Below are 26,224 nucleotides of genomic sequence, written 5' to 3'. Positions count from 1 at the left end.
TTTATCAATTAAAATTTAATATTTGCTCCAACCAAGAAAGTTCTTGGTCTTGGATAATTTGTATTGTCAATACCATTACCTGCTAATTCTGGGTCTAAACCTGAATAGTTAGTCAGTAAAAATACATTTTGCATACCAGCCCAAATACGGATACTGTTAGAAGCAAATTTCTTGATAGGTCTATCAAAAGTATATCCTAATGTAATGTTATCCATTCTTAAGAATGAACCGTTCTCTAAAAATATATCTGATATTATTACATCTGAAGTATTTTGAAAGTTTGTGTTTAATACTGATGTTGGTAAGTTACCTAGTACAGCATTATCTTGGATTAAAGCATATTGAGCGTTTGCAGAATTTACGTTGTTGTAAACGTAATTTCCAATGCTAGCTCTTAAGTTAAATGCTAAATCAAAGTTCTTATAATTAAAATTAGATTGGAAACCAAATTGTAAATCAGCTTGTGGGTCTTCTTTTAAATATCTATCATTTGTATTAATAATACCATCACCATTTAAATCTGCATATGCACCTTCTATTGGGTTACCAGCTGTATCATATAACTGCTTAAATACAAAGAAAGAGTTAGGTGCAAAACCTTCTCTATATAATTGTATAAAGTTACCTGTACCACCAGCAATACCACCAACAGTAATATCTTGTCCAAGTGCTAATTCTTTAATTTCTCTATCTAAATAAGTAGCATTAAAGTTAAAGCTCCAGTTTATGTCTTCAGTTTTAATTACATCAGCATTTAATGTAAATTCTATACCATTTACTTGTAAATCTCCAATGTTTTGTAAAACTCTGTTTGTAAAGTTAGTACCATCTGCAACAGGAGCATCAGATAATAAATCTGTAGAGTTTTTTTGGAAAGCATTTAAAGAACCAGTAATTCTATTATTAAATAATCCATAGTCTACACCTAGTTCTACAGTTGCTGTTTTTTCCCATCTTAAATTACTTCTTTCAGAAGGAATAGTAGCTAAAATTGGGTTTCCTCCAAATATGTATTGTGAGAATTGATTTCCAAAACGATATCTATCTAAATATAAATCTCCTGCAATACCATCTTGTTGACCATTTACACCATATGATGCTCTTAATTTTAAATCAGAAATAACTTTGCTATCTTTTAAAAAGTCTTCATCACTCATTCTCCAAGCTAAAGCTGCTCCACCAAAATCTCCCCATCTATTATCTGGACCAAATCTAGAAGTACCATCTCTTCTGTAGTTTAAAGTTAAAAGATACTTTTCATTAAAAGTTAAATTAGCTCTTGCTAAAAAACCAACTAAAACAATTGGAGTAGCAGCAGATGTTGTAGGTACATTGTTTGGGTTTCTTCTGTTTCCAGTAGAAGTGCCTGAACCTTCAAATGACTGATAGTCATAACCAACTAAAAAATCTGTTTTAAACTTGCCAAATGTATTAGCATAATTAAGAGTTGCATTAAAGTTTTCGTTTAAAGATTCACCTGTTCCTTCAGAATCATTACCTATAAATAAGTCATTAAAACTTGCAGGTACATCTAAAGAACTAAATCCTGTACCAACAGACTCTGACTTATCAAAACCAGCAGATACAGATGCAGTCATTTCTGGTAAGAAATGAAATTTGTAATCTAATTTTAAACTACCAAATTGTCTAAATCTATTACTTCTATTATCATTTTGAAGTAAAGCAGCAACAGGATTTCTTGTACCATTTTGTACAACAATACCTTGTGGCGTATTTACATAATGTTGATAAAAACCTCCAAATGGAGAAGTTGGATCGTACACAGGTTGTGTTGGATCGTATCTTAATGCTGCATTAAGCTGACCAGCATCAGCAAATCTTTCGTTTACAAAAGCTCTATTATAAGTTAAATTAACTTTTAAATGATCATCAAAGAATGATGGACTCATAGCTAACGAAATGTTTTTTCTATCAAACTGAGAAGTTAATAAGTTACCTTCAATTTCTGAAAAGTTAATAGAAAGTCTTGTTGGGATAAATCCTAAAATTTGACCTCTAACACTTAAGTTATGCTGTGTAGAAACAGATTTTTGTAATACTTCGTCTTGCCAGTTTGTATTAGCAGTACCTAATAAACCAGCCATACTTGGCATACGTTGATTAACTAACTGACGAAAAGAATCACCATCAAAAACATTAATTCTATCTTTAATTTCACCAAATGCAACTTGTACATCATAATCTAAAGAATATTCTGTTCTACCTTTTTTAGTTGTAATTATGATAACCCCATTTGCACCCCTTGCACCATAAATTGCAGTTGCAGAAGCATCTTTTAATACTGAGAAAGACTCAATATCATTAGGGTTAATACTGTTTAAGTCTACACCTTGTAATGGTAAACCGTCGATTACAATTAAAGGATCATTAGAAGCATTTAATGATGAACCACCACGAATTCTAATTTGAGAACCAGAACCAGGTGCTCCACTTGTTGTAATGTTAACCCCAGCAACACGTCCACTAATTAAATTTTCTGCAGTAACTATGTTACCTTTAGTCATTTCCTTAGCAGTAATTGCTTCAACAGAACCTGTAGCATCTTTAACAGTAGTTGTACCATAACCTACTACAATTATTTCGTCTAATTGTTCAGAAGATTCATCTAATTGTACTGTAATATTAAAATTTGATGCTATAACAACTTCATTATCAGCGTAACCTAAGTATCTAAAGACTAATGTGTCTCCAGTTTTTACTTTTTCTAAAGTAAAGTTACCATCAAAATCTGTTTCTGTACCTCTTGTAGTTCCTTTAACTACAACACTTACTCCTGGCAATGGTTCACCAGAAGTTTTATCTTTTACAACTCCTTTTACTGTTTGTTGAGCAAACATGGTAAAAGAAGAGAAAAGAATTCCAATTAACAATAATTTAAATTTTTTCATGTATAATTTGTTAAATAATAACTGTAAATTTGATTTGTTTTAACAATAAATTCACATTCCACACATTAAATATAGTTACGAAAGTGTTAAAAACAATAAGTTTAAACTTACGAAAACGGTTTCGTGTTAACAACTTTTTTTGTGTAAAAAATGTTAAATTAGCAATATCCATAAAAGAAAAATATCGTTAAGATAAAAAATGAAACAAAAAATTACGATAAAAACAATTGCTAAAGAGTTAGGAGTTTCTACTTCTACAGTTTCTAAGGCATTGAAAGATAGTCACGAAATTGGTGCAGAAACCAAAGAAAGAATTCAAGCTTATGCTAACCTTTACAATTATAAACCTAACCACTTAGCACTACAGCTTAGAAACCAAAAAACCAAGGTAATTGGAGTTATTCTTCCAAAAATTGTACATCATTTTTTCTCTACAGTAATTATGGGTATAGAAGAAGGAGCTAATAAAAAAGGCTATAATATCATGGTTTGTTTTAGCAACGAATCTCACAAAAAAGAAGTAGAAACTTTAAAGGTTTTGTCTAATGGTAGTGTAGATGGTATTATTGTATCAGTTGCTAGTGAAACACTTGAAAATAAAGATTTTACACATTTTTCTGATTTGGTAAATGAAGAAATTCCATTAGTGTTATTTGATAGAGTTATTAATGAAATTCTTTGTGATAAAGTTGTCGTAGATGATGTAGGTGCTGGTTATAAAGCTACCATGCATTTAATAGAAAATAGTAGAAAAAGAATTGCCTTAATTACAACTCCAGACCACGTTAATGTTGGTGCATTAAGAAAACAAGGCTATGAAAAAGCTTTAATAGAATCTTACATAAAAAGTGATGAAAATTTAGTGGTTAAAATTGATGAAACAAAAGATATTTCTTCTCAAATATCATCTGTTTTTGAACATAATATAGATGCAATTTTTGCTGTTAACGAAATTTATGCTGCTAAGGCTATGAAAATTGCAAAATCAAAAGGATTAAACATACCTAAAGATATTGCTATAGCTGGATTTACTGATGGTTTAATATCAGAATATTCTTCTCCAGCTATAACAACAATAGCACAACATGGCTTAACTATGGGAAGGCAAGCTGTAGACCTTTTAATTGAAAGAATCGAAAATGAATCTGCAGATTTTAAAGCTAAAAGAATTGTAATTTCTAGTGATTTAAAAGTCAGAGAATCTACGAAAACGTCGTCGTAAACTTTTTTGAATTTTAGTTTTTTACGAACACGTGTTCGTAAAATTTAGCACCTTTTTTTATCAACTTCGTAAAAAAAATATATATTTGTTATCATATTAAGATTTATCAATAAATTTCATTCCACACAAAAATAATTGATAAGTCTAAAAACTTATCGTAACTAAAAGATTTACGATAATGGAAAAACGCAAGTTGAGTTTCTTGCAAATCTGGAACATGAGTTTTGGATTTCTTGGAATACAAATGGGTTTTGCACTTCAAAACGCAAACGCAAGTAGAATTTTACAAATTTTTGGAGCAGATGTTCACGAACTTTCTTGGTTTTGGATTATTGCACCCTTAATGGGTTTAATAGTTCAACCAATAATTGGACACTACAGTGACAAAACCTGGGGGCGTTTTGGAAGAAGAAAACCATATTTTTTAATAGGTGCAATTTTGGCTTCTATTGGCCTAATTTTAATGCCACAAGCAGATCTATTTATTGCATTCTTACCTGCTCTTTGGGTAGGTGCTGGTTTTTTGATGATTATGGATGCTTCTTTTAATATTGCTATGGAGCCATTTAGAGCTTTAGTGGGCGATAATTTAAGAACTGACCAAAGAACATTAGGTTTTAGCGTTCAAACAGCACTAATTGGTTTTGGTGCAGTTGTAGGATCTTGGTTGCCTTATGCTTTAACGAATTGGTTTGGAGTTTCTAATGAAACTTCTGCAGGAGTAGTTCCTGCCAATTTAATATGGTCTTTTATAATTGGTGCAGCCGTTTTAATTATATCTATTTTAGTTACAGTAACAACAACAAAAGAATATTCTCCAGAAGAAATGGCTAGTTTTGATAATGAAACTATTGAAGAATCTGAAGAAGAAAACTCTAGTTTGCTTGATATTTTTGATGATTTCAAAAAAATGCCAGCTACAATGCGTCAATTAAGCTGGGTACAATTCTTTTCTTGGTTTGGACTTTTTGGAATGTGGGTTTTTGCAACCCCTGCAATAGCACAACATATATATGGTTTGCCTCATACAGATAGTAGTAGTTCTGTTTATCAAGATGCAGGTGATTGGGTAGGAATTCTCTTTGGAATTTACAACCTAGTTTCTGCTTTTTATGCATTTGCTTTACCATATATAGCTAAAAAAATAGGAAGAAAAAAAACACATTCTATTTCGTTAATTATTGGAGGTTTAGGGCTTTTATCAATTTACATAATGCCAGATAAAAATTGGTTGATAGTTTCTATGATTGGAGTTGGAATTGCCTGGGCTAGTATTTTAGCTATGCCATATGCAATTTTAGCAGGATCAATATCAGCTAAAAAAATGGGAGTTTATATGGGGATTTTTAATTTCTTCATTGTTATTCCTCAAATTATCAATGCATTAATTGGTGGTCCACTAGTAAAATACGCCTATAATAATGAAGCAATTTTTGCTCTTCTTATAAGTGGATTTAGTTTTTTAATTGCTGCAGCTCTAGTCTATAAAGTTAAAGATGTAGATGATGTAGTACAAACAAATTAAATGAATAAAAAAGGATTTATATTCGATTTAGATGGTGTTATTGTAGACACTGCAAAATATCATTATCTAGCTTGGAAAAAGTTAGCCAATGAATTAGGATTTGAATTTACCAAAGAACAAAATGAATTATTTAAGGGCGTTAGTAGAAAACGCTGTTTAGAAATTTTATTACATGATATTGGTAAAGTTAATTATACACAAGATGATTTTGATAGGTGGATGATAGAAAAAAATGAAGATTATTTAGCATTTATTTCTAACATGAATGATTCAGAAATTCTACCTGATGTACCTAAAGTTTTAAATTATCTAAAAGAAAACAAAATGCCTATAGCATTAGGTTCTGCAAGTAAAAATGCAAAACCTATTTTAGAAAAAGTTGGTTTATTGCCATATTTCGATGCTATTGTTGATGGTAATAATGTAACAAAAGCCAAGCCAGATCCAGAAGTCTTTCTTTTAGCTGCAAAGCAGTTAAAAGTAGATGCTAAAGACTGTATAGTTTTTGAAGATGCTGTTGCAGGTATACAAGCTGCTAACAGTGCAAAAATGATAAGTATTGGTATTGGAGATAAAAATGTATTATCAGAAGCTCAATTTAACTTTAATGATTTTACAGAGATCAATATCAAATTTATTGAAGAATTAATAAAAAATTAAAATGAATCAAGATTATATAAAACCAAATGCATGGTCAATCTTAGAAGAAGGTTTTGATGCAGCTCATGTTAAATCTTCAGAAAGCCTTTTCAGTATTGGAAATGGATCAATGGGACAACGTGCTAATTTTGAAGAAAAATATTCAGGAGATACCTTTCAAGGAAGTTATATAGCTGGAGTTTATTATCCAGATAAAACTAGAGTTGGTTGGTGGAAAAATGGGTATCCAGAATACTTTGCAAAAGTGTTAAATGCACCCAATTGGATAGGGATAAATGTTAAAATAAACGAAGAAGACTTAGATTTAAATCAATGTAAATCTGTTTCAAAATTTACAAGAGAACTTAACATGAAAGAAGGTTGGTTATCTAGAAGTTTTGAAGCCGAATTACAAAACGGAATCAAAATTAAAGTCGATACAAAACGTTTCTTAAGTTTAGAATTAGACGAAGTTGGAGCCATTAGTTATAATGTAACTCCATTAAATAGTAGCGCAAAAATTACGTTTACTCCATATTTGGATGCTGGTATTACTAATGAAGATACCAATTGGGATGACCAGTTTTGGGATGTTTTAAATGTAGTTCAAAACAACCAGCAATCTTTTATAGAAGCACGAACTATGAAAACTAATTTTCATACGTGTACTTTTATGCAATCTCGTTTATTTATAGAAGATAAAGAGATTTTAACAGATTGTAATAATCAAAATTTAGATAAGTTTGCTTCTTGTTCATATCAACAAACAGTAAAACAAAAACAAACGTTTACCATCCATAAATTCGGTGGATATGTTGTGGATAGAAACCATGATAAAAATGAGTTGATAGCTACAGCAAAAGATGTTTTAGACAAAGCTGTTAGTTTTGGTTTTGATGCATTATTGGAAATGCAAAAACAATCTTGGGCTCAAATTTGGCATATGTCAGACATTACTATAGAAGGTGATGTAAAAGCACAACAAGGTATTCGTTTTAATATTTTTCAATTAAATCAAACCTATTTAGGAACTGATGCAAAGTTAAATATTGGGCCTAAAGGATTTACAGGAGAAAAATATGGAGGAAGTACCTATTGGGATACAGAAGCTTATTGTATACCTTTTTATATGGCAACCAAAGATCAATCTGTAGCTAGAACCTTATTAGAATATAGGTATGAACACTTAGAAAAAGCTATAGAGAATGCAGAAAAATTAGGTTTTACTAATGGAGCAGCTTTATATCCAATGGTTACTATGAATGGTGAAGAATGCCATAATGAGTGGGAAATAACTTTCGAAGAAATTCATAGAAATGGAGCTATTGCATTTGCCATATATAACTATCATAGATTCACAAACGATTATTCTTACATCCCAGAAAAAGGCTTAGAAGTATTAATTGCAATTGCACGTTTTTGGCATCAAAGAGTTAATTTCTCTACTGATAAAAATAAATTTGTAATGTTAGGTGTTACAGGGCCTAATGAGTATGAAAATAACGTTAACAACAATTGGTATACAAATTATATTGCTAAATGGTGTATAGAGTATGCTTTAGAAAATATTGAAACTGTAAAAATTGAGCATATATCAGATTATATGCGAATTAAAGGTAAAGTTAAGTTTACTGATGAAGAACTTAATTCTTGGAAAAATGTAGCAGATAATATGTATTTTCCTTATTCAGAAAAGCATGATGTTTTTTTACAACAAGATGGTTTTTTAGATAAAGAATTAATTACGGTTGCAGATTTAGATCAAAGTCAAAGACCAATTAACCAAAACTGGAGTTGGGATAGAATCTTACGTTCACCATATATAAAACAAGCAGATACTTTACAAGGCTTTTATATGTTCGAAGATCATTTTTCTGATGAGCAATTAGCTAAACATTTCGATTTTTATGAGCCATTTACAGTTCATGAAAGTTCTTTATCTCCTTGTGTACATAGCATACAAGCTGCAAAATTAGATAGAATGGAGCAAGCTTACACATTCTATTTAAGAACATCAAGATTAGATTTAGACGATTACAACCATGAAGTAGAAGAAGGATTACATATTACATCTATGGCTGGAACTTGGATGAGTATTGTTGAAGGTTTTGGAGGAATGCGTATTAAAAATAATATGCTATCATTTGCGCCAAAAATTCCAAAACAATGGAAATCTTATTCTTTTAAGGTAAACTTTAGAAATCAAATTATTAAAGTAAGTGTTTCACATAAAGGAACTTACTTTGAAGTTGAAAGTAATTCAGATATAAATATTTTAGTAAATGGAGAGATTACTAAAGTTTCACCTAATAACTTACAAACTGCATAAATTTTAAACAATGAAACCAATCAGAAACATTTTTTTTCTCATAGTAATTATAGTTTTACATTCTTGCATCAATCAAGAAAATTCTAAAAGTGTTTCTGAAGTTTCTGTTTCCAACACATATTTAAATAGGGTAGAACCCACAAATTGGTGGGTAAATATGAAGAATGATGAGTTACAGCTTTTGGTTCATCATCCAAATATTTCTGAATATACTCCAGAAATTAATTATCCAGGAATTTCAATTAAAAAAGTTACTCCTTCAGAAAAAAGTAACAACTATTTATTTGTTGATGTAATTATTGCAGAAAATACATCTGCTGGTAAATTTGACATTACTTTTAAAAAAGAAAATTCAGAGAATTTAGTTCATACATATGAATTAAAATCTAGAGTAAAAACAGCAGAAGATTATAAAGGTTTTGATAGCTCTGATGCTATTTATTTAATTACACCAGACAGATTTACAAATGCTGATGAAACTAATGATAAACTGCCAAATCTAAAAGATCAATCTTTAGACAGAACTGATGGATACAAAAGACATGGAGGAGATTTACAAGGAATTTTAAATGGACTAGACTATATTTCTAATTTAGGATTTACTGCTGTTTGGCCAACTCCAGTTTTAATTAATGATATGCCTCAAGGTTCTTATCATGGTTATGCAATTACAGATTATTATCAAGTAGATCCACGTTTTGGAACCTTAGAAGATTATAAAAATCTTTCTAAAAAACTACAAGATAAAGACATGAAATTAATCATGGATCAAGTTGCGAATCACTGTGGTTTAGAACATTGGTGGATGAAAGATTTACCTTTTAGTGATTGGGTAAATCATCAAAAAAATTACGAAGACAACATCGATAATTGGAATTATAAGAAAAATATAGGTTCAAATCATAGAAGAACAACAAATCAAGATACTTATGCTTCAGAATCAGATAGAAAAGGGAATAACGAAGGTTGGTTTGTAGCAAGCATGCCAGATTTAAATCAACGAAATCCTTTTATGGCTAAATACATCATTCAGAATTCAATTTGGTGGATAGAAACTTTAGGTTTGGGTGGAATTCGTCAAGATACATATCCATATCCAGATAAAGAATTTATGAGCAATTGGGCAGGAGCAATTATGAATGAATATCCAAATTTTTCTATTGTTGGTGAGGAGTGGAGTTATAATCCATTATTAGTTGGTTACTGGCAAACAGGAGCTAAAAACAAAGATGGTTATGAGTCTAACTTAAAATCATCTATGGATTTTCCAATGCAAAAAGCCATTATAGATGGAATTAATGAAATAGAATCTTGGGACAAAGGCTTAGTAAAATTATATGAAGGTTTGGCTAATGATTTTCATTATGCAACTCCTAAAGACATTATGGCTTTCTTAGACAATCATGATAAAAGTAGAATTTACACAGAAGTAAAAGAAGATGCTACAAAAGCAAAAATGGCATTAAGTTATTTATTTGTGTTACCAAGAATTCCTCAAATGTATTATGGTACAGAAATTTTAATGGATGATACTGCTAATCCTGGAGATCATGGTTTAATTAGAACCGATTTTCCTGGTGGTTGGAAGGGTGATAAAGTTAATGCATTCACAGGGCAGGGATTAACTGCTCAGCAAAAAGAAATGCAATCTTTTATCACTAAACTTTTAAACTACAGAAAAGATAGTAAGGCAATTCATGAAGGAAAAACTATTCATTTTGCTCCTTTTATGGGTACATATTTTTTGTTTAGATCTTTAGAAGATGAAACTATAGTGCACATTATTAATAAAAATGATGAACCTATTACTATTGATTTAAAAAGATACACTGAGGTTGGTTTAGATGGTAAAAAATTAAAAAATATAATTTCTGGAGAAGAAATGATTTGGAATGATGCTATCGAATTAAAAGAAAAAGGAAGTATCATTTTAACTACAAAATTCTAAAATACTTTAATTCTCTTTTATTTAAGAAAGTTAATTATTGAATAACTTTATAACTATGAATAATATAATTCTAATACTATCTATCTTATTTATTTCTATTTCTTTTAATATTGAAAAAGATAAAAGCACAAACACTTTACAAACAAAAATAAAGGCATACGAATTAACATCTGCAACCTTAGCAGCAGGTAAGTTAATGAGGGTAAATTCTTTTCCATCAAAGAATATCACTCCAAGACCTGTAGATGTTTGGTTACCAGTAAATTATTCTCCAAAAAATAAATATGCTGTATTGTACATGCATGATGGACAAAACTTATTTGACTCTTTATCAACTTGGAACAAACAAGAATGGATGATAGATGAGCATGCAACTAGATTAATGAATGAAGGTATTACAAGGGATTTTATTGTAGTTGGTATTCATAATATCCCTCAAATTCGTTGGCAAGATTTATTCCCTCAAAAAGCTATGAATTATATGGATAAAACCATAAAAGATGAAGTATATAAAAATGCCGCTAAAAATAATTTTAGTACTGATTTTAAAGGAGATGCTTATCTACAATTTATAGTCAAAGAATTAAAGCCTTATATTGATAAAACCTATTCTGTCCACACAAATAAAGAAAATACTTTTGTAGCTGGTTCTTCAATGGGAGGCTTAATGTCTATGTATGCTATTTCTGAATATCCAAATGTTTTTCAAGGAGCAGCATGTGTCTCTACACATTGGGTAGGTGCAATGCCACAAAAAAACAATCCTTTTCCAAAAGCTATTTTTAACTATGTAGCTAAACATATACCAAATGCAGAGAGTCATAAAATTTATTTTGATTATGGTAATAAAACATTAGATCAATTTTATCCTCAATATGCCTCAACTGTAGATAGTATTTATACCAATAATGGTTATACAAAAAAGAATTATAGAAATATATTTTATCCAAACACAAACCATTCTGAACGTTCTTGGCAGAAAAGAGTTGATGTTCCATTAACTTTTTTACTTAAGAAATAAGCATAATTACTTCAATAAATATGAGAACAATACAATATCTATTTCTACTTTTTTTCATATCAAGTTTTTATGCTCAAAATAATTCTCGTTTTTTAACAGGATTAAAACAAGATGGAAACACAATAAAAGTTGATGTAAATGATGGTACTTATTTCATTAAATACTATTCAACCCAAATACTAGAAACTTCTTTTATACCAAAAGGAGAAAAAATCAATAAAAATTCTCATGCAGTTGTTTTAGAACCTAAAAAAGTTGAGTTGGTTTTACATTCATCAGAAAATAAAACAGTTGTAATTTCAGACGGAATTTGCTTAGATATTATTAATAAACCATTTCAAATTGTATATACAGACAAACAAAATAATTTAATTACTTCAGAAAAAAGAGGCTATTTTAAATCAAAACACAGCCCATTAGAATCAGTAAAAGGGAATTTCCCTTATGAAAAAACAGAAAAAATTGAGTTTAATTTAACAGCAGATGAAATTTTATATGGAGCAGGAGCAAGGGCTTTAGGCATGAATAGAAGAGGTAAACGTTTACCTCTATATAACAGAGCACAGTATGGATATCAAAATTATGCTGAGTTAATGAATTTTACAATTCCTGTGGTTATATCCTCAAAAAAATATATGCTTCATTTTGATAATCCACCTATTGGATATTTAGATTTAGACAGTAAAAAAGACAATTCTTTAACATACGAAACCATTTCTGGTCGTAAAACTTATCAAGTAATTGTTGGTGATTCTTGGGAAGATTTAATAGAAAATTATACAGACTTAACAGGTAAACAACCTATACCTCCAAGATGGACTTTAGGGAATTTTTCTAGTAGATTTGGTTACCATTCTCAACAAGAAACTGAAGCTACAATTGCTAAGTACAAAGAAGATAACATTCCTGTTGATGCAATAATCCTTGATTTGTATTGGTTTGGGAAAACAGTGCAAGGAACCATGGGAAATCTTGAAGTTGATAAAGACTCTTTTCCAGATATGAAAGGTATGGTTTCTCACTTAAAAGAAAAAGGTGTAAAAACGGTCTTAATTACAGAACCATTTATTTTAAGTACTTCTAGCAAATGGGATGAAGCTGATAAAAAACAAGTACTAGCTAAAGATACTATTGGTAACTCAGCTAAATATGATTTTTACTTCGGAAACACAGGTATTGTAGATATCTACAAAAAAGAAGGTAGAGAGTGGTTTTGGAACATCTACAAAGAAATTTTAGGTTATGGAGTAAAAGGTTTGTGGGGCGATTTAGGAGAACCAGAAGTATTACCTTCTTGGGTAAATTTTGGTGAAAAGAAAAAAGCAGATGAAATTCATAATATTTATGGTCATGATTGGGCTAAACTAATTTTTGAAGGATATCAAAAAGATTTTCCTACTGAACGTCCTTTTATTTTAATGAGAGCAGGTTATTCTGGTTCTCAACGTTTTGGGATGATTCCTTGGTCTGGAGATGTCAGTAGAAGTTGGGGTGGTTTACAATCTCAACCAGAAATTTCTTTACAAATGGGTATGCAAGGTCTAGGTTATATGCATTCAGATTTAGGTGGTTTTGCTGGAGCAAATTTAGATGATAATTTATATGTTAGATGGTTGCAGTATGGTGTTTTTCAACCCATATTTAGGCCACATGCACAAGAAGATGTTGCAAGCGAACCTGTTTTTAGAAGCGATTTTGCAAAAAAACATGCTAAAAAAGCCATTGAATTACGTTACAAAATGTTGCCTTACAATTACAATTTGGCTTTTGAAAACAATCAAAAAGGAACACCATTAATGCGTCCTATTTTCTTTGAAGAAAATGATCAAAAATTAATGACAACTTACTCTACGTATTTGTGGGGAAAAGATTTTTTAGTAACTCCAATTCTAAAAGATTCTATAAGAAATACTAAAGTAGTTTTTCCAAAAAATGCAAACTGGTTTAATTTTTATTTTGATGAAGATAAAGTAGAAGGAGGGCAAACAAAAACCGTAAAAGTTAAGCAAAAAGCAATACCAACTTATGTTAGAGGAGGTGTAATAATTCCATTAACTAAAGTTGTTCAGACTACAGATAATTATAATGGAAATTATTTAGAACTACATTATTGGTTTGATAATAGTGTAAAAGAATCTGAAAGAACAATTTATAATGATGATGGTTTAACAGCAAATGCTTTCGAAAATGGAGCATATGAATTACTAGAATTTGAAGCTGATATTGAAAAGAAATATTTAGAAATAGATTTAGAAGCTGAATTTGGTAAGAATTGGAAACCAACACAAAAAGAGGTTGTTTTGATACTTCATAATATCAATTGGAAACCAAAAAGAGTAAATGTTGCTGGTAAAAGAATAAAAACTGATGTAGTTAATAATACATTAAAAATTCCTGTAAAATGGAATACCGAAAAAGAATTAAAAATAAAAATATCATTAAAATAACAATCAATTATGAGAAAAATTTATGGTCTAGTTTCAGCTTTAGTTTTATCAATAAGTATTGGTTGTTCGTCTGAGAAAAAGATAGAAAAGAGTATAATGCAAGAGGATAATCATAAGAAAAAAGTTGTATATCAAGTATTCACACGTTTATTTGGTAACACAAATACAACCAATAAACCTTGGGGAACTATAGAAGAAAATGGAGTAGGTAAGTTTAACGATTTTACAGACAAAGCTCTTAAAGAAATAAAAGATTTAGGAGTTACACACATTTGGTACACAGGTGTTCCTCATCATGATGTAATTCGTGATTATACAAAATATGGAATTTCAAATGATGATCCAGATGTGGTTAAAGGTAGAGCAGGATCACCTTATGCTGTAAAAGATTATTACAATGTAAATCCTGATTTGGCTGTAAATGTAAATAATAGATTAGAAGAATTTGAAGCTTTAATTAATCGATCACATAAAGCCAATTTAAAAGTGATTATAGATATTGTTCCAAACCATGTGGCTCGTAATTACCAAAGCTTAACAAATCCTAAAGGAACCAAAGATTTTGGTGCAGATGATGATACTTCTGTGGTTTATCATGTAAACAATAACTTTTATTATGTGCCTAATACACCTTTTGAAGTACCTGATTTTTTAAACGGATACAAACCTTTAGGAGGTGAAAAACATCCACTTTCTGATGGTAAGTTTGATGAAAACCCTGCAAAATGGACAGGTAATGGTGCACGTTCACCAAAACCAAGTTTTTACGACTGGTATGAAACTGTAAAAGTAAATTATGGAGTTTCACCTGAAGGAAAAAAAGACTTTGATGAACTTCCAAAAGAATTTGAAAACGAAGATTATAAAAAACATTTTGAATTTTGGAAAGACAAAACTGTACCTAATTCTTGGATAAAGTTTAGAGACATTGCTTTGTATTGGTTAGAAAAAGGAGTAGATGGTTTTAGGTTTGATATGGCAGAAATGGTGCCAGTTGAGTTTTGGAGTTATTTAAACTCAAACATCAAAATGAAAAACCCAAATGCTTTTTTATTAGCAGAAGTTTATAATCCTAGCTTATATAGAGATTATATCAAAAAAGGAAAAATGGATTATTTGTATGATAAAGTAGAATTATACGATACTATAAAAAACATTATGCAAGGTAGAGGCTTAACAGATCATATTCCTCCTATTCAAGAAGGTTTAAAAGATATTGAGCATCATATGTTGCACTTCTTAGAAAACCATGATGAACAGAGAATTGCAAGTCCAGAATTTGCAGGAGATTCAAATAAAGCAAAACCAGCAATGGTAGTTTCTACAACTATTTCTACTGCACCAACTATGGTTTATTTTGGACAAGAGTTGGGAGAAGATGGTTCTGAGAATGCAGGATTTGGTAGTCCTTCTAGAACCTCAATTTTTGATTATGTAGGAGTACCAGCATTTCAAAGATGGGTAAATGATAAAAAATTTGATGGAGGACAATCAACTAAAGAAGAACTTAAGTTAAGAGATTTCTATAAACGTTTATTAAATTTTACAATTTCTTCTGATGCTTTAATGGGTGAATATGCAGATATACATCAATACAACAGGCAAAAAACATTAAACTATAATCAAAAAGTACTTTCTTTTGCACGTTGGTCAGAAAATGAAAAACTCATTGTTATTTCTAATTTTGATGCAATTGGTAATCATAGATTTGTATTAGAAATTCCTGCTGAGGTTATTAAAAAAATGAAAATAAAAGACGGTAATTATATGATGTTAGATCAGTTATATCAGCAAAAATCTTTTAAATTAACAGTTAGAGATAACATAGGATTATTAACAGTACAATTAGCACCATTAGAATCTTATATTTTAAAACTTCAATAAAATATCAAACCATGAAAAATATATTTTTATTACTTGTTTTAGCAACAATTATAAGTTGTAATAAAAAATCACCAAATAATAAAACTGAGGTAGAAGCTAAAAAAGAGTTTGTTTGGGAAGCTGCAAATGTGTATTTCTTATTAACAGATCGTTTTAATAATGGAGACTCTACAAATGATTTAAATTTTGATAGAACCAGAGAAACTGGTGTTTTACGTGGTTTTGAAGGTGGAGATATCAAAGGAATTACTCAAAAAGTTAAAGAAGGGTATTTTACAGATTTAGGTATTAATGCCATTTGGATGACTCCTATTGTAGAACAAATTCATGGAGGAACAGATGAAGGAACAGGAGTTACCTATGGTTTTCATGGATATTGGACCAAAGATTGGACTAGTGTAGATCCTAATTTTGGCACCAAAGCAGATATCAAAGAATTGGTAGATGAAGCTCATAAAAAAGGAATCAGAATTTTATTAGATGCTGTAATTAATCATACAGGTCCTGTTACAGAAAAAGATCCTGTTTGGCCAGAAAGTTGGGTTAGAACAGAACCACAATGTCAATATTCAAATTACGAGAATACAATAACATGTACTTTGGTTAAAAATTTACCAGATATTAAAACAGAAAGTAACGAAAATGTAGAATTGCCTCCACAATTAGTTGCAAAATGGAAAGCAGAAGGACGTTATGAACAAGAAGTTAAAGAATTAGATGAATTCTTTAAAAGAACGGGTCATCCAAGAGCGCCTCGTTTTTACATCATGAAGTGGTTAACAGATTATATTACAGAATTTGGTATTGATGGTTACAGAGTTGATACAGTGAAACATACAGAAGAAACTGTTTGGCAAGAATTTAGAACAGAATGCGACTATGCTTTTGAGCAATACAAGAAAAATAATCCAGAAAAAGTTTTAGATGAAAATGATTTTTATTTAGTTGGTGAAGTGTATAACTATGCAATTTCTCATGGAAAAGCTTTTGATATGGGAGACAAGAAAATAAACTATTTTGATAAGGCTTTTGATGCATTAATCAATTTTGAGATAAAATGGAATGCAAAACAAATGGCTGAAGAAGCTGTTTTTAATAAATATGATTCAATATTACATTCAAATTTAAAAGGGTATAGTGTCTTAAATTATATGACTTCACATGATGATGGTCAACCTTTTGATAAAGAAAGAGAAATACCATTTAAAACAGCAACCATGTTAATGTTAACTCCTGGAGCTTCACAAGTGTATTATGGAGATGAAACAGCAAGAGATTTAACTATTGAAGGTGCAGTTGGTGATGCAACTTTACGATCTTTTATGAATTGGGATGCCACTCAAAATTCGTCAACTCAAAAAATATTAAGTCATTGGCAAAAATTAGGTCAATTTAGAGCCAATCATATGGCTGTTGGTGCTGGTAAACATCAATTAATTTCAAAAGAAAATGGAATTGTATTTTCTAGAGTTAGAAAAGATGATAAAATTATAGCAGGCATTAATTTACCAAAAGGAGAAAAAAGTTTAGAAGTTTCATCAATATTTAAAAATGGAGAACAACTGAAAGATTGTTATTCAAACCAAGTTGTTGAGGTTAAAGACGGAAAAGTTTCTATAAATTCTGATTTTGATATTGTTTTATTAGAAAAATTATAATTATGAAGAAGTTACTAGTTTTAGTTTTTAGTTTATCAACATTACTATCTTGTAGTGTTGCTTCATCAGGAGTATCATCTCCAGATGAAAATATAAAAGTCAATTTTCATTTAAATGAAATTGGAAAATTCTTTTATACAATTACTTATAAAGACAAAGCTATTATTGACACTTCATTTGTTGGGTTTGAGCTTATAGATGCACCAAATTTAACCAAAGGATTTATTGCAAAAGTTAGAAAACCTGAAGAAGTAAACGAAACTTGGCAAATGCCTTGGGGAGAGCAATTAAACGTTGTAAATCATTACAATGAGGTATTAGTAGAGCTTCAAGAAAGAGACAGTTTACAAAGAAAAATAAATCTAGTTTTTAGAGTTTTTAATGATGGAGTTGGTTTTAGGTACGAATTTCCAGAGCAACCTAATTTAAAAACAGCATTCATTAAGGAAGAGCATACAGAATTTAACTTAACTAAAGATTATAAAACGTTTTGGATTCCTGGTGATTGGGATATTTACGAGCATTTGTATAGTACAACAAAACTATCAGAAATCGATGCAAAATCTTACATCCCAAGAACCAATTTAGCACAATCTTATATTCCAGATAATGCAGTGAATACACCTGTAACTTTGGTTGGTGATGATGGATTACATTTAAGTTTTCATGAAGCAGCTTTGGTAGATTATTCTGGTATGACTTTAAAAGTTGATACTCAAAACCTTTCTTTTAAAAGTCAATTGGTGGGTTCAGAAAATACAGACTATAAAGTGAAAAGAGAATTACCTTTTCATACACCTTGGAGAACCATTCAAATTACAAATAATGCACCTGATTTAATTACATCAAACTTAATTGTTAACCTAAATGAACCTAATAAATTAGGAGATGTTTCTTGGTTTACTCCAATGAAATATACAGGTGTTTGGTGGGAAATGCACTTAGGTAAATCTTCTTGGGATTATGGAATGGAAATGGTTGATGGTAAATGGATAGATACAGGAAAAGCAAATGGTAAACATGGAGCAACAACAGAGAATGTAAAACGTTTTATCGATTTTTCAGCAAAAAATAATATTGCAGGTGTTTTAGTAGAAGGTTGGAATACTGGTTGGGAAAGATGGATAGGATTTGAAGATAGAGAAGGCGTATTTGATTTTGTAACTCCATATCCAGATTATAATTTTGAGGAAGTAACAGCCTATGCAAAAGAAAAAGGAGTGCAAATTATCATGCATCATGAAACATCTGCTGCTACAGAAACCTATGAAAAACAACAAGACACAGCTTATGCATTAATGCAGAAATACGGTATGCATGCTGTAAAATCTGGTTATGTAGGTAAAATCTTACCAAAAGGCGAATATCATCATGGACAGTATATGGTGAATCAATACAATAATGCAGCAATAAAAGCTGCTAAATATCAAGTAGCTGTAAATGCTCATGAACCAATTAAAGCAACAGGTTTACGTAGAACATATCCAAATATAATTTCTAGAGAAGGCTTAAGAGGACAAGAATTTAATGCTTGGGCTGGTGATGGGGGTAATCCTCCTGAACATTTACCAATTGTCGCATTTACTAGAATGTTAGCAGGTCCAATTGACTTTACACCAGGAATTTTTAATATAAAATTTGATGAATATCGAAAAGATAATCAGGTAAATACAACACTTGCTCAACAATTAGCATTGTATGTGGTAATTTATAGTCCTGTACAAATGGCTGCAGATTTGGTAGAGCATTATGAGGCAAATCCAGCACCTTTACAATTTATAAAAGATGTAGGAGTAGATTGGTTAGAAACTAAAGTGTTAAATGGAGAAGTTGGTGATTTTGTAACCATTGCAAGAAAAGAGAAAACTACAGGTAATTGGTTTTTAGGAAGTATTACTGATGAAAACTCAAGAGAAATTGAAATTAATTTTAATTTTTTAGAAGCTAATAAAATCTATGAAGCCAAGATTTATAGAGATGGAAATAATGCTCATTGGAATAACAATCCATTAGACATTATAATAGAAACTTTAGAAATTAAAAAAGGTGATAGAAAAGTTATTAAGCTAGCAGAGGGTGGTGGCTTAGCAATTAGTTTAAAAAAGAAAAACTAATCTTTACCAACTTTATTATACTCACTAATCATATAGTAAGCCCAAAAAATTACGCAGACTCCTACAAAAATAGAGAAATAGAAAATTATTTCATCTGCGCTCATTTTTTATAAGTTTAAGGTATATCATAACACCTAATAAAGTTGGTGCCCAAAGCCCCAAAAATATTCCGTGTAATTTATCACCAGTTAAAAAAAGATACTCTGCAACAAGTATTATTAAAATGCATAATAACAGCATTAAGATGTTTGCAACACCTAAATTTCTCATCAATTATCGTCAATCAGTTTATACGTGTTAAAATTACTTAAATTTTTTCAGTAATCTTATTTAAATGTTAAAATTATTAGAGTTAACCTTTAAATATGAAACAATATTTTCTTTTTAATATTTTTATTTTAATCTTACTGCACCTAAATCATTACAATTATTGTTTTTAAATTTCCTAAATTCGTATTTTAACTGGAATTTCTATGACTAAAAAAATATTAATTTTCTTATTAAACTTTTTATTAGTAACTCCTTTTCTTTTTTCTCAAGAGATTCCTCCAATTCAAGTTTTTTCTACTGAAGATTATGGAGCTGAAAACCAAAATTGGTCTATTACACAAGATGAAAATAAATTTATATATGTAGCTAATAACGAAGGTTTATTAGAATATAATGGAGTAAACTGGCATCTTTTTTCTACGCCAAATGAAACCATTATGAGATCTGTTTATTGTTATAATAAAAAAATTTATTCAGGTTCATATATGGATTTTGGTTTTTGGAAACGCAATGAATTTGGTTTGTTAGATTACACTTCTTTGGTAAAATCTAATAACATAAAGATGTTAGAAGATGAGCAAATTTGGGAAATTGTTGAGCTTGATGGTTGGATGTTGTTTAAGTCCTTACAAAGAATATATCTATATAATATTAAAAACAACGATGTTAAAATAATTGAATCTGATAAAAATTTAATTAAACTATCTAAAGTAGAAAATTCAGTATATTTTCAAGAAATAGAAAAAGGAATTTTTAGAATTGAAAATGGAGTTCCTAAATTAATTTCTGATAACGATATTTTTAAAAACAATAAAATTGTAGAAATATTTAATAAAGACAATAAATTATTTTTTTTAACTCAAAAATCAGGTTTTTATTATTTAGAAAATAATACTCTCAAAAAATGGAATTTACCTTATAAAAATTTAGAATTAAAGACTATATATAGCGCAAAACAACTAAAAAATGGAGATTTTGTTATTGGTACAATTTCTAGTGGTCTATTATATTTAAATAATAATGGTACACTAAGTTATCAAATAACACAAAGTTTAGGCTTAAGTAATAATACAGTTTTAAGTACTTTTGAAGATATTGATCATAACTTGTGGTTAGGCTTAGATAATGGAATCAATACTTTAAACCTTACATCACCTTTTAGATTATATACGAAACAAAATAATTTTTGGGGTACAATATATTCTTCGATTGTTTTTGATGGTAATTTATATTTAGGCACAAATCAAGGATTGTATGTTAGAAAATTAGAAGCTAATAAAGATTTTGAACTTATAAAAGGTACAGAAGGTCAAGTTTGGAATATTCAAGAAATTGATAATTCACTTATTTGTAGTCACGATTCTGGTACTTTTTTAATCAAAAATAATACTGCAATACAAATTCAAAATAATGTTGGAGCTTGGGGTGTAAAAAAAATTGATGATTCTACTTTATTACAAGGTGCTTATGATGGACTGTATATTCTTAAGAAGAAAAATAATACCTGGTCTGTAAAGAATAAGATAAAAGGTTTTTCTAATTCTAGCAGGTATTTTCTAATTTTAGATAACAATAAAATATTTGTAAATCATGAATACAAAGGCATTTTTAAATTAAAAGTAAATTCAAATTATACAGCAATAACTGATTTAGCAAAAGATGCTTCTGTAGAAAAAGGTATACATTCAAGTTTGGTTAGATATCAAAATAAAATTCTTTATGCATGTAAAAAAGGTGTTTTTAAATACGATTCTAAATCAGATACATTTAAAAAAGATTCTATTTACAGTGATTTAATGCCAGAAAGAAAATTTTTATCAGCTAAATTAATTAGTGATCATGTAACCAATAAACTTTGGTCTTTTACAAAAAATGATATTAGATATTTAGCACCTGGTAATTTAAGTAACAAACCTAGTATTCATATAATTCCAATAAAAGGCTCTATGCATAAAGGAGCTTCTGGTTACGAAAATATTATTAGTATTAGTGATAAAAAATATTTAATTGGCACTTCAAATGGGTATTTAATTGTTGATTTAGATAAAATATCTACTCCTTTAGATTTTAATATTACAATAAACAGAGTCTTAAATAATAAATTAGATGATAATAAGACTTTTGTTACTTTATTAGAGTCACCTACATTCGAGTATAATCAAAATAATATAAGCTTTTTATATGGTGTACCAAATTATACAAAAACAGCTTCTATTGAATACCAATATATTTTAGAAGGTTTTAATGAAAAATGGACAACAAAAAAAGAATCAAACTCTATTTTGTTTGAAAATTTACCTCCAGGAGATTATGTATTTAAAGTAAAAGCTTTTATTGATAATAAAACAAGTGATAACATAGCTAAATATACTTTTACTGTTAAACAACCTTGGTATTTTTCTATATATTTTAGAATATTATATATTATTCTATTCTTGTTTTTACTGATTACTTTACATTTTATTTCAAGAAAATACTATAAGAATCAACGAGAAAAACTACTAGACTCTAAGCAAAAAGAATTAGAATTAAAAGAGTTAGAAAACTCTCAAAAGATAATAAAAATAAATAATGAGAAGCTTAAAAACGATATAGAAAGTAAAAATAGAGAATTAGCCACCTCTACAATGAGTATGATTAAGAAGAACGAATTTTTAAATTCAATAAAGAACGAATTAAATTCTGGAGGTAAAAACAGTATTGAAAAAGTAATTAAAATTATAGATAAGAATCTTAATAATACAGACGACTGGAAAATGTTTCAAGAAGCATTTAATAATGCAGATAAGAACTTTATTAAGAAAATTAAGGCAATTCACTCAGAATTAACTCCTAACGATTTAAGATTATGTGCTTATTTGCGTTTAAATCTATCTTCTAAAGAAATTGCCCCACTTTTAAATATATCTCCAAGAAGTGTGGAAGTTAAGAGATATAGACTACGTAAAAAGATGAAATTAGATCATGATGAAAATCTTACAGACTACATCATAAATATCTAATTAACTAAACAAAGCTTATTTTTAACTATACAATACCACAACACAAGTCTGTTTAAGTCAATTTTATTTTAATTTAACATTTACTTAACCTTTGACTTAGCAAGGGTTTTGCTAATAATTTATGGATGTATGTTTTTTGTTGAGGTTTTTTTGTGATTATGATAAATTATTACTTCTAAATTTACCATAACTATAATTAAAATTCTTTTCATGAGAAAAAATGTAAATCTATTACTCTTAACTTTTTTGTTTACTATAGCATCTATAGGTCAAACATTAAATGTTACTGGAGTTGTAAAAGATGCTACAACTGGCGAAGTTTTACCAGGGGTAAGTATTAGTATCAAGGGTACCACTTTAGGAACTGAAACTGATTTTGATGGTCTTTATTCTATAAAGGTTGACAAAGGAGCTACTTTAGTTTTTAATTATTTAGGATACCAAAAGAAAGAAGTAGTTGTAAATGAATCAACTATTAATGTGTCATTATCTGAATCTGCAGAAACTCTAGATGAGATTGTAGTTATTGGTTATGGAACACAAACTAAGAAAGAAGTAACTGGTGCAGTTACTGTTGTTGGTAGTGCAACTATTGAAGATTTAAAACCAACTCGAATTGAGCAGGCGCTTCAAGGTCAGGTTGCTGGTGTTAACATTACTCAAAACTCTGGTTCTCCAGGTGCTGCCTCTAATATTAGAATTAGAGGGGTTTCTACAAATGGAGATAGTAGACCATTAATTTTATTAGATGGTAGGGTTATTGAAGATTTAAGTGTTGTTAACCCATCAGATATTGAGTCTATTAACATTTTAAAAGATGCTGCAGCTGGTATTTATGGTGTTCGTGCTGCAAATGGTGTAATTTTAGTAACTACTAAAAATGGTAGAAGAAATACTGATTTTAAATCAATGCTTAATATAGAAGGTGGTTTGCAACAAACTACAAGAAAAATTCCATTATTGAATGCTACAGAATATGCTTTATTAGCAAATGAAGCTTTTGCTGCAAATGGAGAATCTTTACCATTTCCTAACATAACTGGTTTAGGTAGAGGTACTAATTGGCAAGATCAAGCTTTTGAAACAGCGCCAACTTACAGTATAGATTACTCATTAAATAAAGGAACTGAAAAATCTACATACTCTTTAGGTTTATCTGTTCTTAGTCAAGATGGTATTGTTGGAGGAGCAAAATCTAATTTCAACAGAAGAAATGCAAGATTCAACTTTAATACAGATATTTTAGAAAATCTAAAATTTACATCTTCAACAATTTATACAAACACAAATAAAAAGAACTTAATCGAAAATACATTAGGTTCTGTTTTATTTAATGCAGTTAACATGCCTCCTACAACTCCAGTATTTGATGCAAATGGAGATTTTTCTCAACCTCCTGTAACTGGAACAGGTATAGAAGTTGCGAATCCTTTAGCACAAGTAGATCAAGCACAAAACAGAACTTGGGTTAACAAGATTTCTGGTAGTTATGGTTTAAATTATAAATTTTTAGATTATTTCTCAGCAGAAACTAGATTTCAAGCTAATTACTCAGTTTCTAATGCAAACACATTTAATCAAATTTTTAGTTATGGTAATGGAAATGTCTTCAATGTAGATCAATCTACTTTCGTAGACTTTAAGCAAAGCTTTTTTGATTATACATTTGATGCTTTCTTAAAATATGAGAGAGTATATAAAGATGTACATGATGTTAAAGCAATGATTGGTACATCTGTATTTAAAACTACAGGAAGATTTGAAACTATTTTAACTAGTAATGCAACAGGAACTAATTTAAATGATGTTGTTTTAGGTGCTCCTGTTTTAAACGGAAATGGTTTAGAGATATTTAGAAATAATAATAATGGTTCTAATTTAAGCTTCGATAGTAGATTACTTTCATATTTTGCAAGACTTCAATATGCTTATGATGGTAAATATTTATTCTCTGCAGTAATTAGACGTGATGGTTCTTCTAATTTTGGACCAAAAAATAAATTTGGTTATTTCCCAACAGCATCTGTGGGTTGGGTAGCTTCAGAAGAAGACTTCTTAAAAGATTCAAAATTAATAAGCTTTTTAAAATTAAGAGCTAGTTATGGTATCATTGGTAATGATAGAATTGGTGGTTTCAGATTTGTATCTGTACTTAATGGAGAAGCTGAATATGTATTTAATAATCAATTAGCACAAGGTTTAGCTATTGGCCCAATTGCTAACCCAGAGGTTAGATGGGAGCAGCAAAAACCATTAGATATTGGTGTTGATGTTGAGCTTTTTAATAAAGTAAACATTACTGCAGATTATTTTAGAAAGACAACAGATGATTTATTAGTAGCTGCACAAACATCAGGTATTATAGGTGTTGCAGCACCTGGTTCTTCTGTTCCTTTTATTAATGCAGGTTCTGTTGTAAATAAAGGTTTTGAATTCTCAATAGGATATAAAGAAGTAGTAAATGAAGATTTTAACTTTAACATAAATTATAATTTTACAACATTAGATAACGAAGTAACTTTTGTTGGTAACCAAACAGGTATTATAGAAGGAGGATCTTTTGGTGTTGGTCAAGAGCCACCATCTAGAATGGAAGCTGGTTTCCCAATAGGTTATTTTTATGGTTACAAAACAAACGGACTTTTCCAAACTCAAGCAGATGTTAATGCTCACGCAACACAAACAAATGCTGCACCTGGAGATTTAAGATTTGTGGATGTAAATGGAGATGGTGTTATTACACCAGATGATAGAACTTATATTGGAGATCCAATTGCAGATTTAACAATGGGTTTAAACTTATCATTTAATTATAAAAACTTTGATTTTAATGCTTATGCTTTTGCTTCATTAGGAAATGAAATTGTAAGAAATTATGAAAGAAACTTACCATTAACTAACAGACCAACTTATTATTTAGATAGATGGACTGGTCCAGGAACAAGTAACTCTTTCCCAAGAGTAACTACTGGTGCAACTGGTAATACATTATTTTCAGATTTTTATGTAGAAGATGGTTCTTTCTTAAGATTACAAAGTTTACAATTAGGATATAGCTTTAGCGATTCTGTTTTAGAAAAATTACAGTTCGATAAATTAAGATTCTATGTTAGAGCGTCAAATTTATTTACACTAACAAAATATAGAGGTTTTGATCCAACAACTTCTAATGGTTCACCAATTGGTGGAGGAATTGATCAAGGTTTTTATCCAAATCCAAGAACATTTTTCTTTGGAATGAATGTTAACTTTTAAA

Annotated in this window: 13 protein-coding genes; 12 read left to right on the top strand and 1 reads right to left on the bottom strand. The window is 29.5% G+C overall.

Features of this window, described 5'->3' with window-relative positions:
• Window positions 1-8 precede the first annotated feature (8 nt).
• Window positions 9-2,909, bottom strand: a complete 2,901-nt coding sequence (locus ACFOWD_RS12100; RefSeq protein WP_298994491.1) for a SusC/RagA family TonB-linked outer membrane protein — start codon at window positions 2,907-2,909, stop codon at window positions 9-11.
• Window positions 2,910-3,108: 199 nt separating this feature from the next.
• Between ACFOWD_RS12100 and ACFOWD_RS12095 the strand changes: the two genes are divergently transcribed.
• The 12 genes from ACFOWD_RS12095 (at window position 3,109) to ACFOWD_RS12040 (ending at window position 26,223) form a co-directional block, all read left to right on the top strand.
• Window positions 3,109-4,131, top strand: a complete 1,023-nt coding sequence (locus tag ACFOWD_RS12095; protein ID WP_377410893.1) for a LacI family DNA-binding transcriptional regulator — start codon at window positions 3,109-3,111, stop codon at window positions 4,129-4,131.
• Window positions 4,132-4,309: 178 nt separating this feature from the next.
• The gene (locus tag ACFOWD_RS12090; RefSeq protein ID WP_377410891.1) at window positions 4,310-5,656 is read left to right on the top strand and encodes an MFS transporter; all 1,347 of its coding nucleotides are present in this window, start codon (window positions 4,310-4,312) and stop codon (window positions 5,654-5,656) included.
• Complete coding sequence (gene pgmB, locus ACFOWD_RS12085; protein WP_377410889.1) at window positions 5,657-6,316, top strand: beta-phosphoglucomutase; 660 nt, start codon at window positions 5,657-5,659, stop codon at window positions 6,314-6,316.
• Window position 6,317: 1 nt separating this feature from the next.
• Complete coding sequence (locus tag ACFOWD_RS12080; RefSeq protein WP_377410887.1) at window positions 6,318-8,624, top strand: glycoside hydrolase family 65 protein; 2,307 nt, start codon at window positions 6,318-6,320, stop codon at window positions 8,622-8,624.
• A 10-nt stretch (window positions 8,625-8,634) separates the two neighbouring features.
• Window positions 8,635-10,572: a glycoside hydrolase family 13 protein gene (locus ACFOWD_RS12075; RefSeq protein WP_377410885.1), complete on the top strand. Its 1,938-nt coding sequence runs from the start codon at window positions 8,635-8,637 to the stop codon at window positions 10,570-10,572.
• 55 nt (window positions 10,573-10,627) lie between these two features.
• Complete coding sequence (locus ACFOWD_RS12070) at window positions 10,628-11,593, top strand: alpha/beta hydrolase (RefSeq protein WP_377410883.1); 966 nt, start codon at window positions 10,628-10,630, stop codon at window positions 11,591-11,593.
• Between the two features lie 20 nt (window positions 11,594-11,613).
• Complete coding sequence (locus ACFOWD_RS12065; RefSeq protein ID WP_377410881.1) at window positions 11,614-14,040, top strand: glycoside hydrolase family 31 protein; 2,427 nt, start codon at window positions 11,614-11,616, stop codon at window positions 14,038-14,040.
• Between the two features lie 9 nt (window positions 14,041-14,049).
• Window positions 14,050-15,924 (top strand): alpha-amylase family protein, encoded by a 1,875-nt coding sequence (locus tag ACFOWD_RS12060; protein WP_377410879.1) that lies wholly within the window; start codon window positions 14,050-14,052, stop codon window positions 15,922-15,924.
• 11 nt (window positions 15,925-15,935) lie between these two features.
• Entirely contained in the window at window positions 15,936-17,582 is a 1,647-nt protein-coding gene (locus ACFOWD_RS12055; RefSeq protein WP_377410877.1) for an alpha-amylase family glycosyl hydrolase, read from the top strand.
• Between the two features lie 2 nt (window positions 17,583-17,584).
• Window positions 17,585-19,696 (top strand): glycoside hydrolase family 97 protein, encoded by a 2,112-nt coding sequence (locus ACFOWD_RS12050; protein WP_377410875.1) that lies wholly within the window; start codon window positions 17,585-17,587, stop codon window positions 19,694-19,696.
• 473 nt (window positions 19,697-20,169) lie between these two features.
• A complete protein-coding gene (locus tag ACFOWD_RS12045) occupies window positions 20,170-22,968 on the top strand; it encodes a helix-turn-helix and ligand-binding sensor domain-containing protein (protein WP_377410873.1) in 2,799 nt (932 codons plus the stop codon).
• A 210-nt stretch (window positions 22,969-23,178) separates the two neighbouring features.
• Window positions 23,179-26,223: a SusC/RagA family TonB-linked outer membrane protein gene (locus ACFOWD_RS12040; protein ID WP_377410871.1), complete on the top strand. Its 3,045-nt coding sequence runs from the start codon at window positions 23,179-23,181 to the stop codon at window positions 26,221-26,223.
• The last annotated feature ends 1 nt before the right edge of the window (window position 26,224 follow it).

It is taken from the genome of Polaribacter marinivivus (assembly GCF_042651285.1).
In the GTDB taxonomy this organism is placed as follows: Bacteria; Bacteroidota; Bacteroidia; order Flavobacteriales; family Flavobacteriaceae; genus Polaribacter; species Polaribacter marinivivus.
This window is presented reverse-complemented; position numbering and strand designations above follow the sequence as displayed.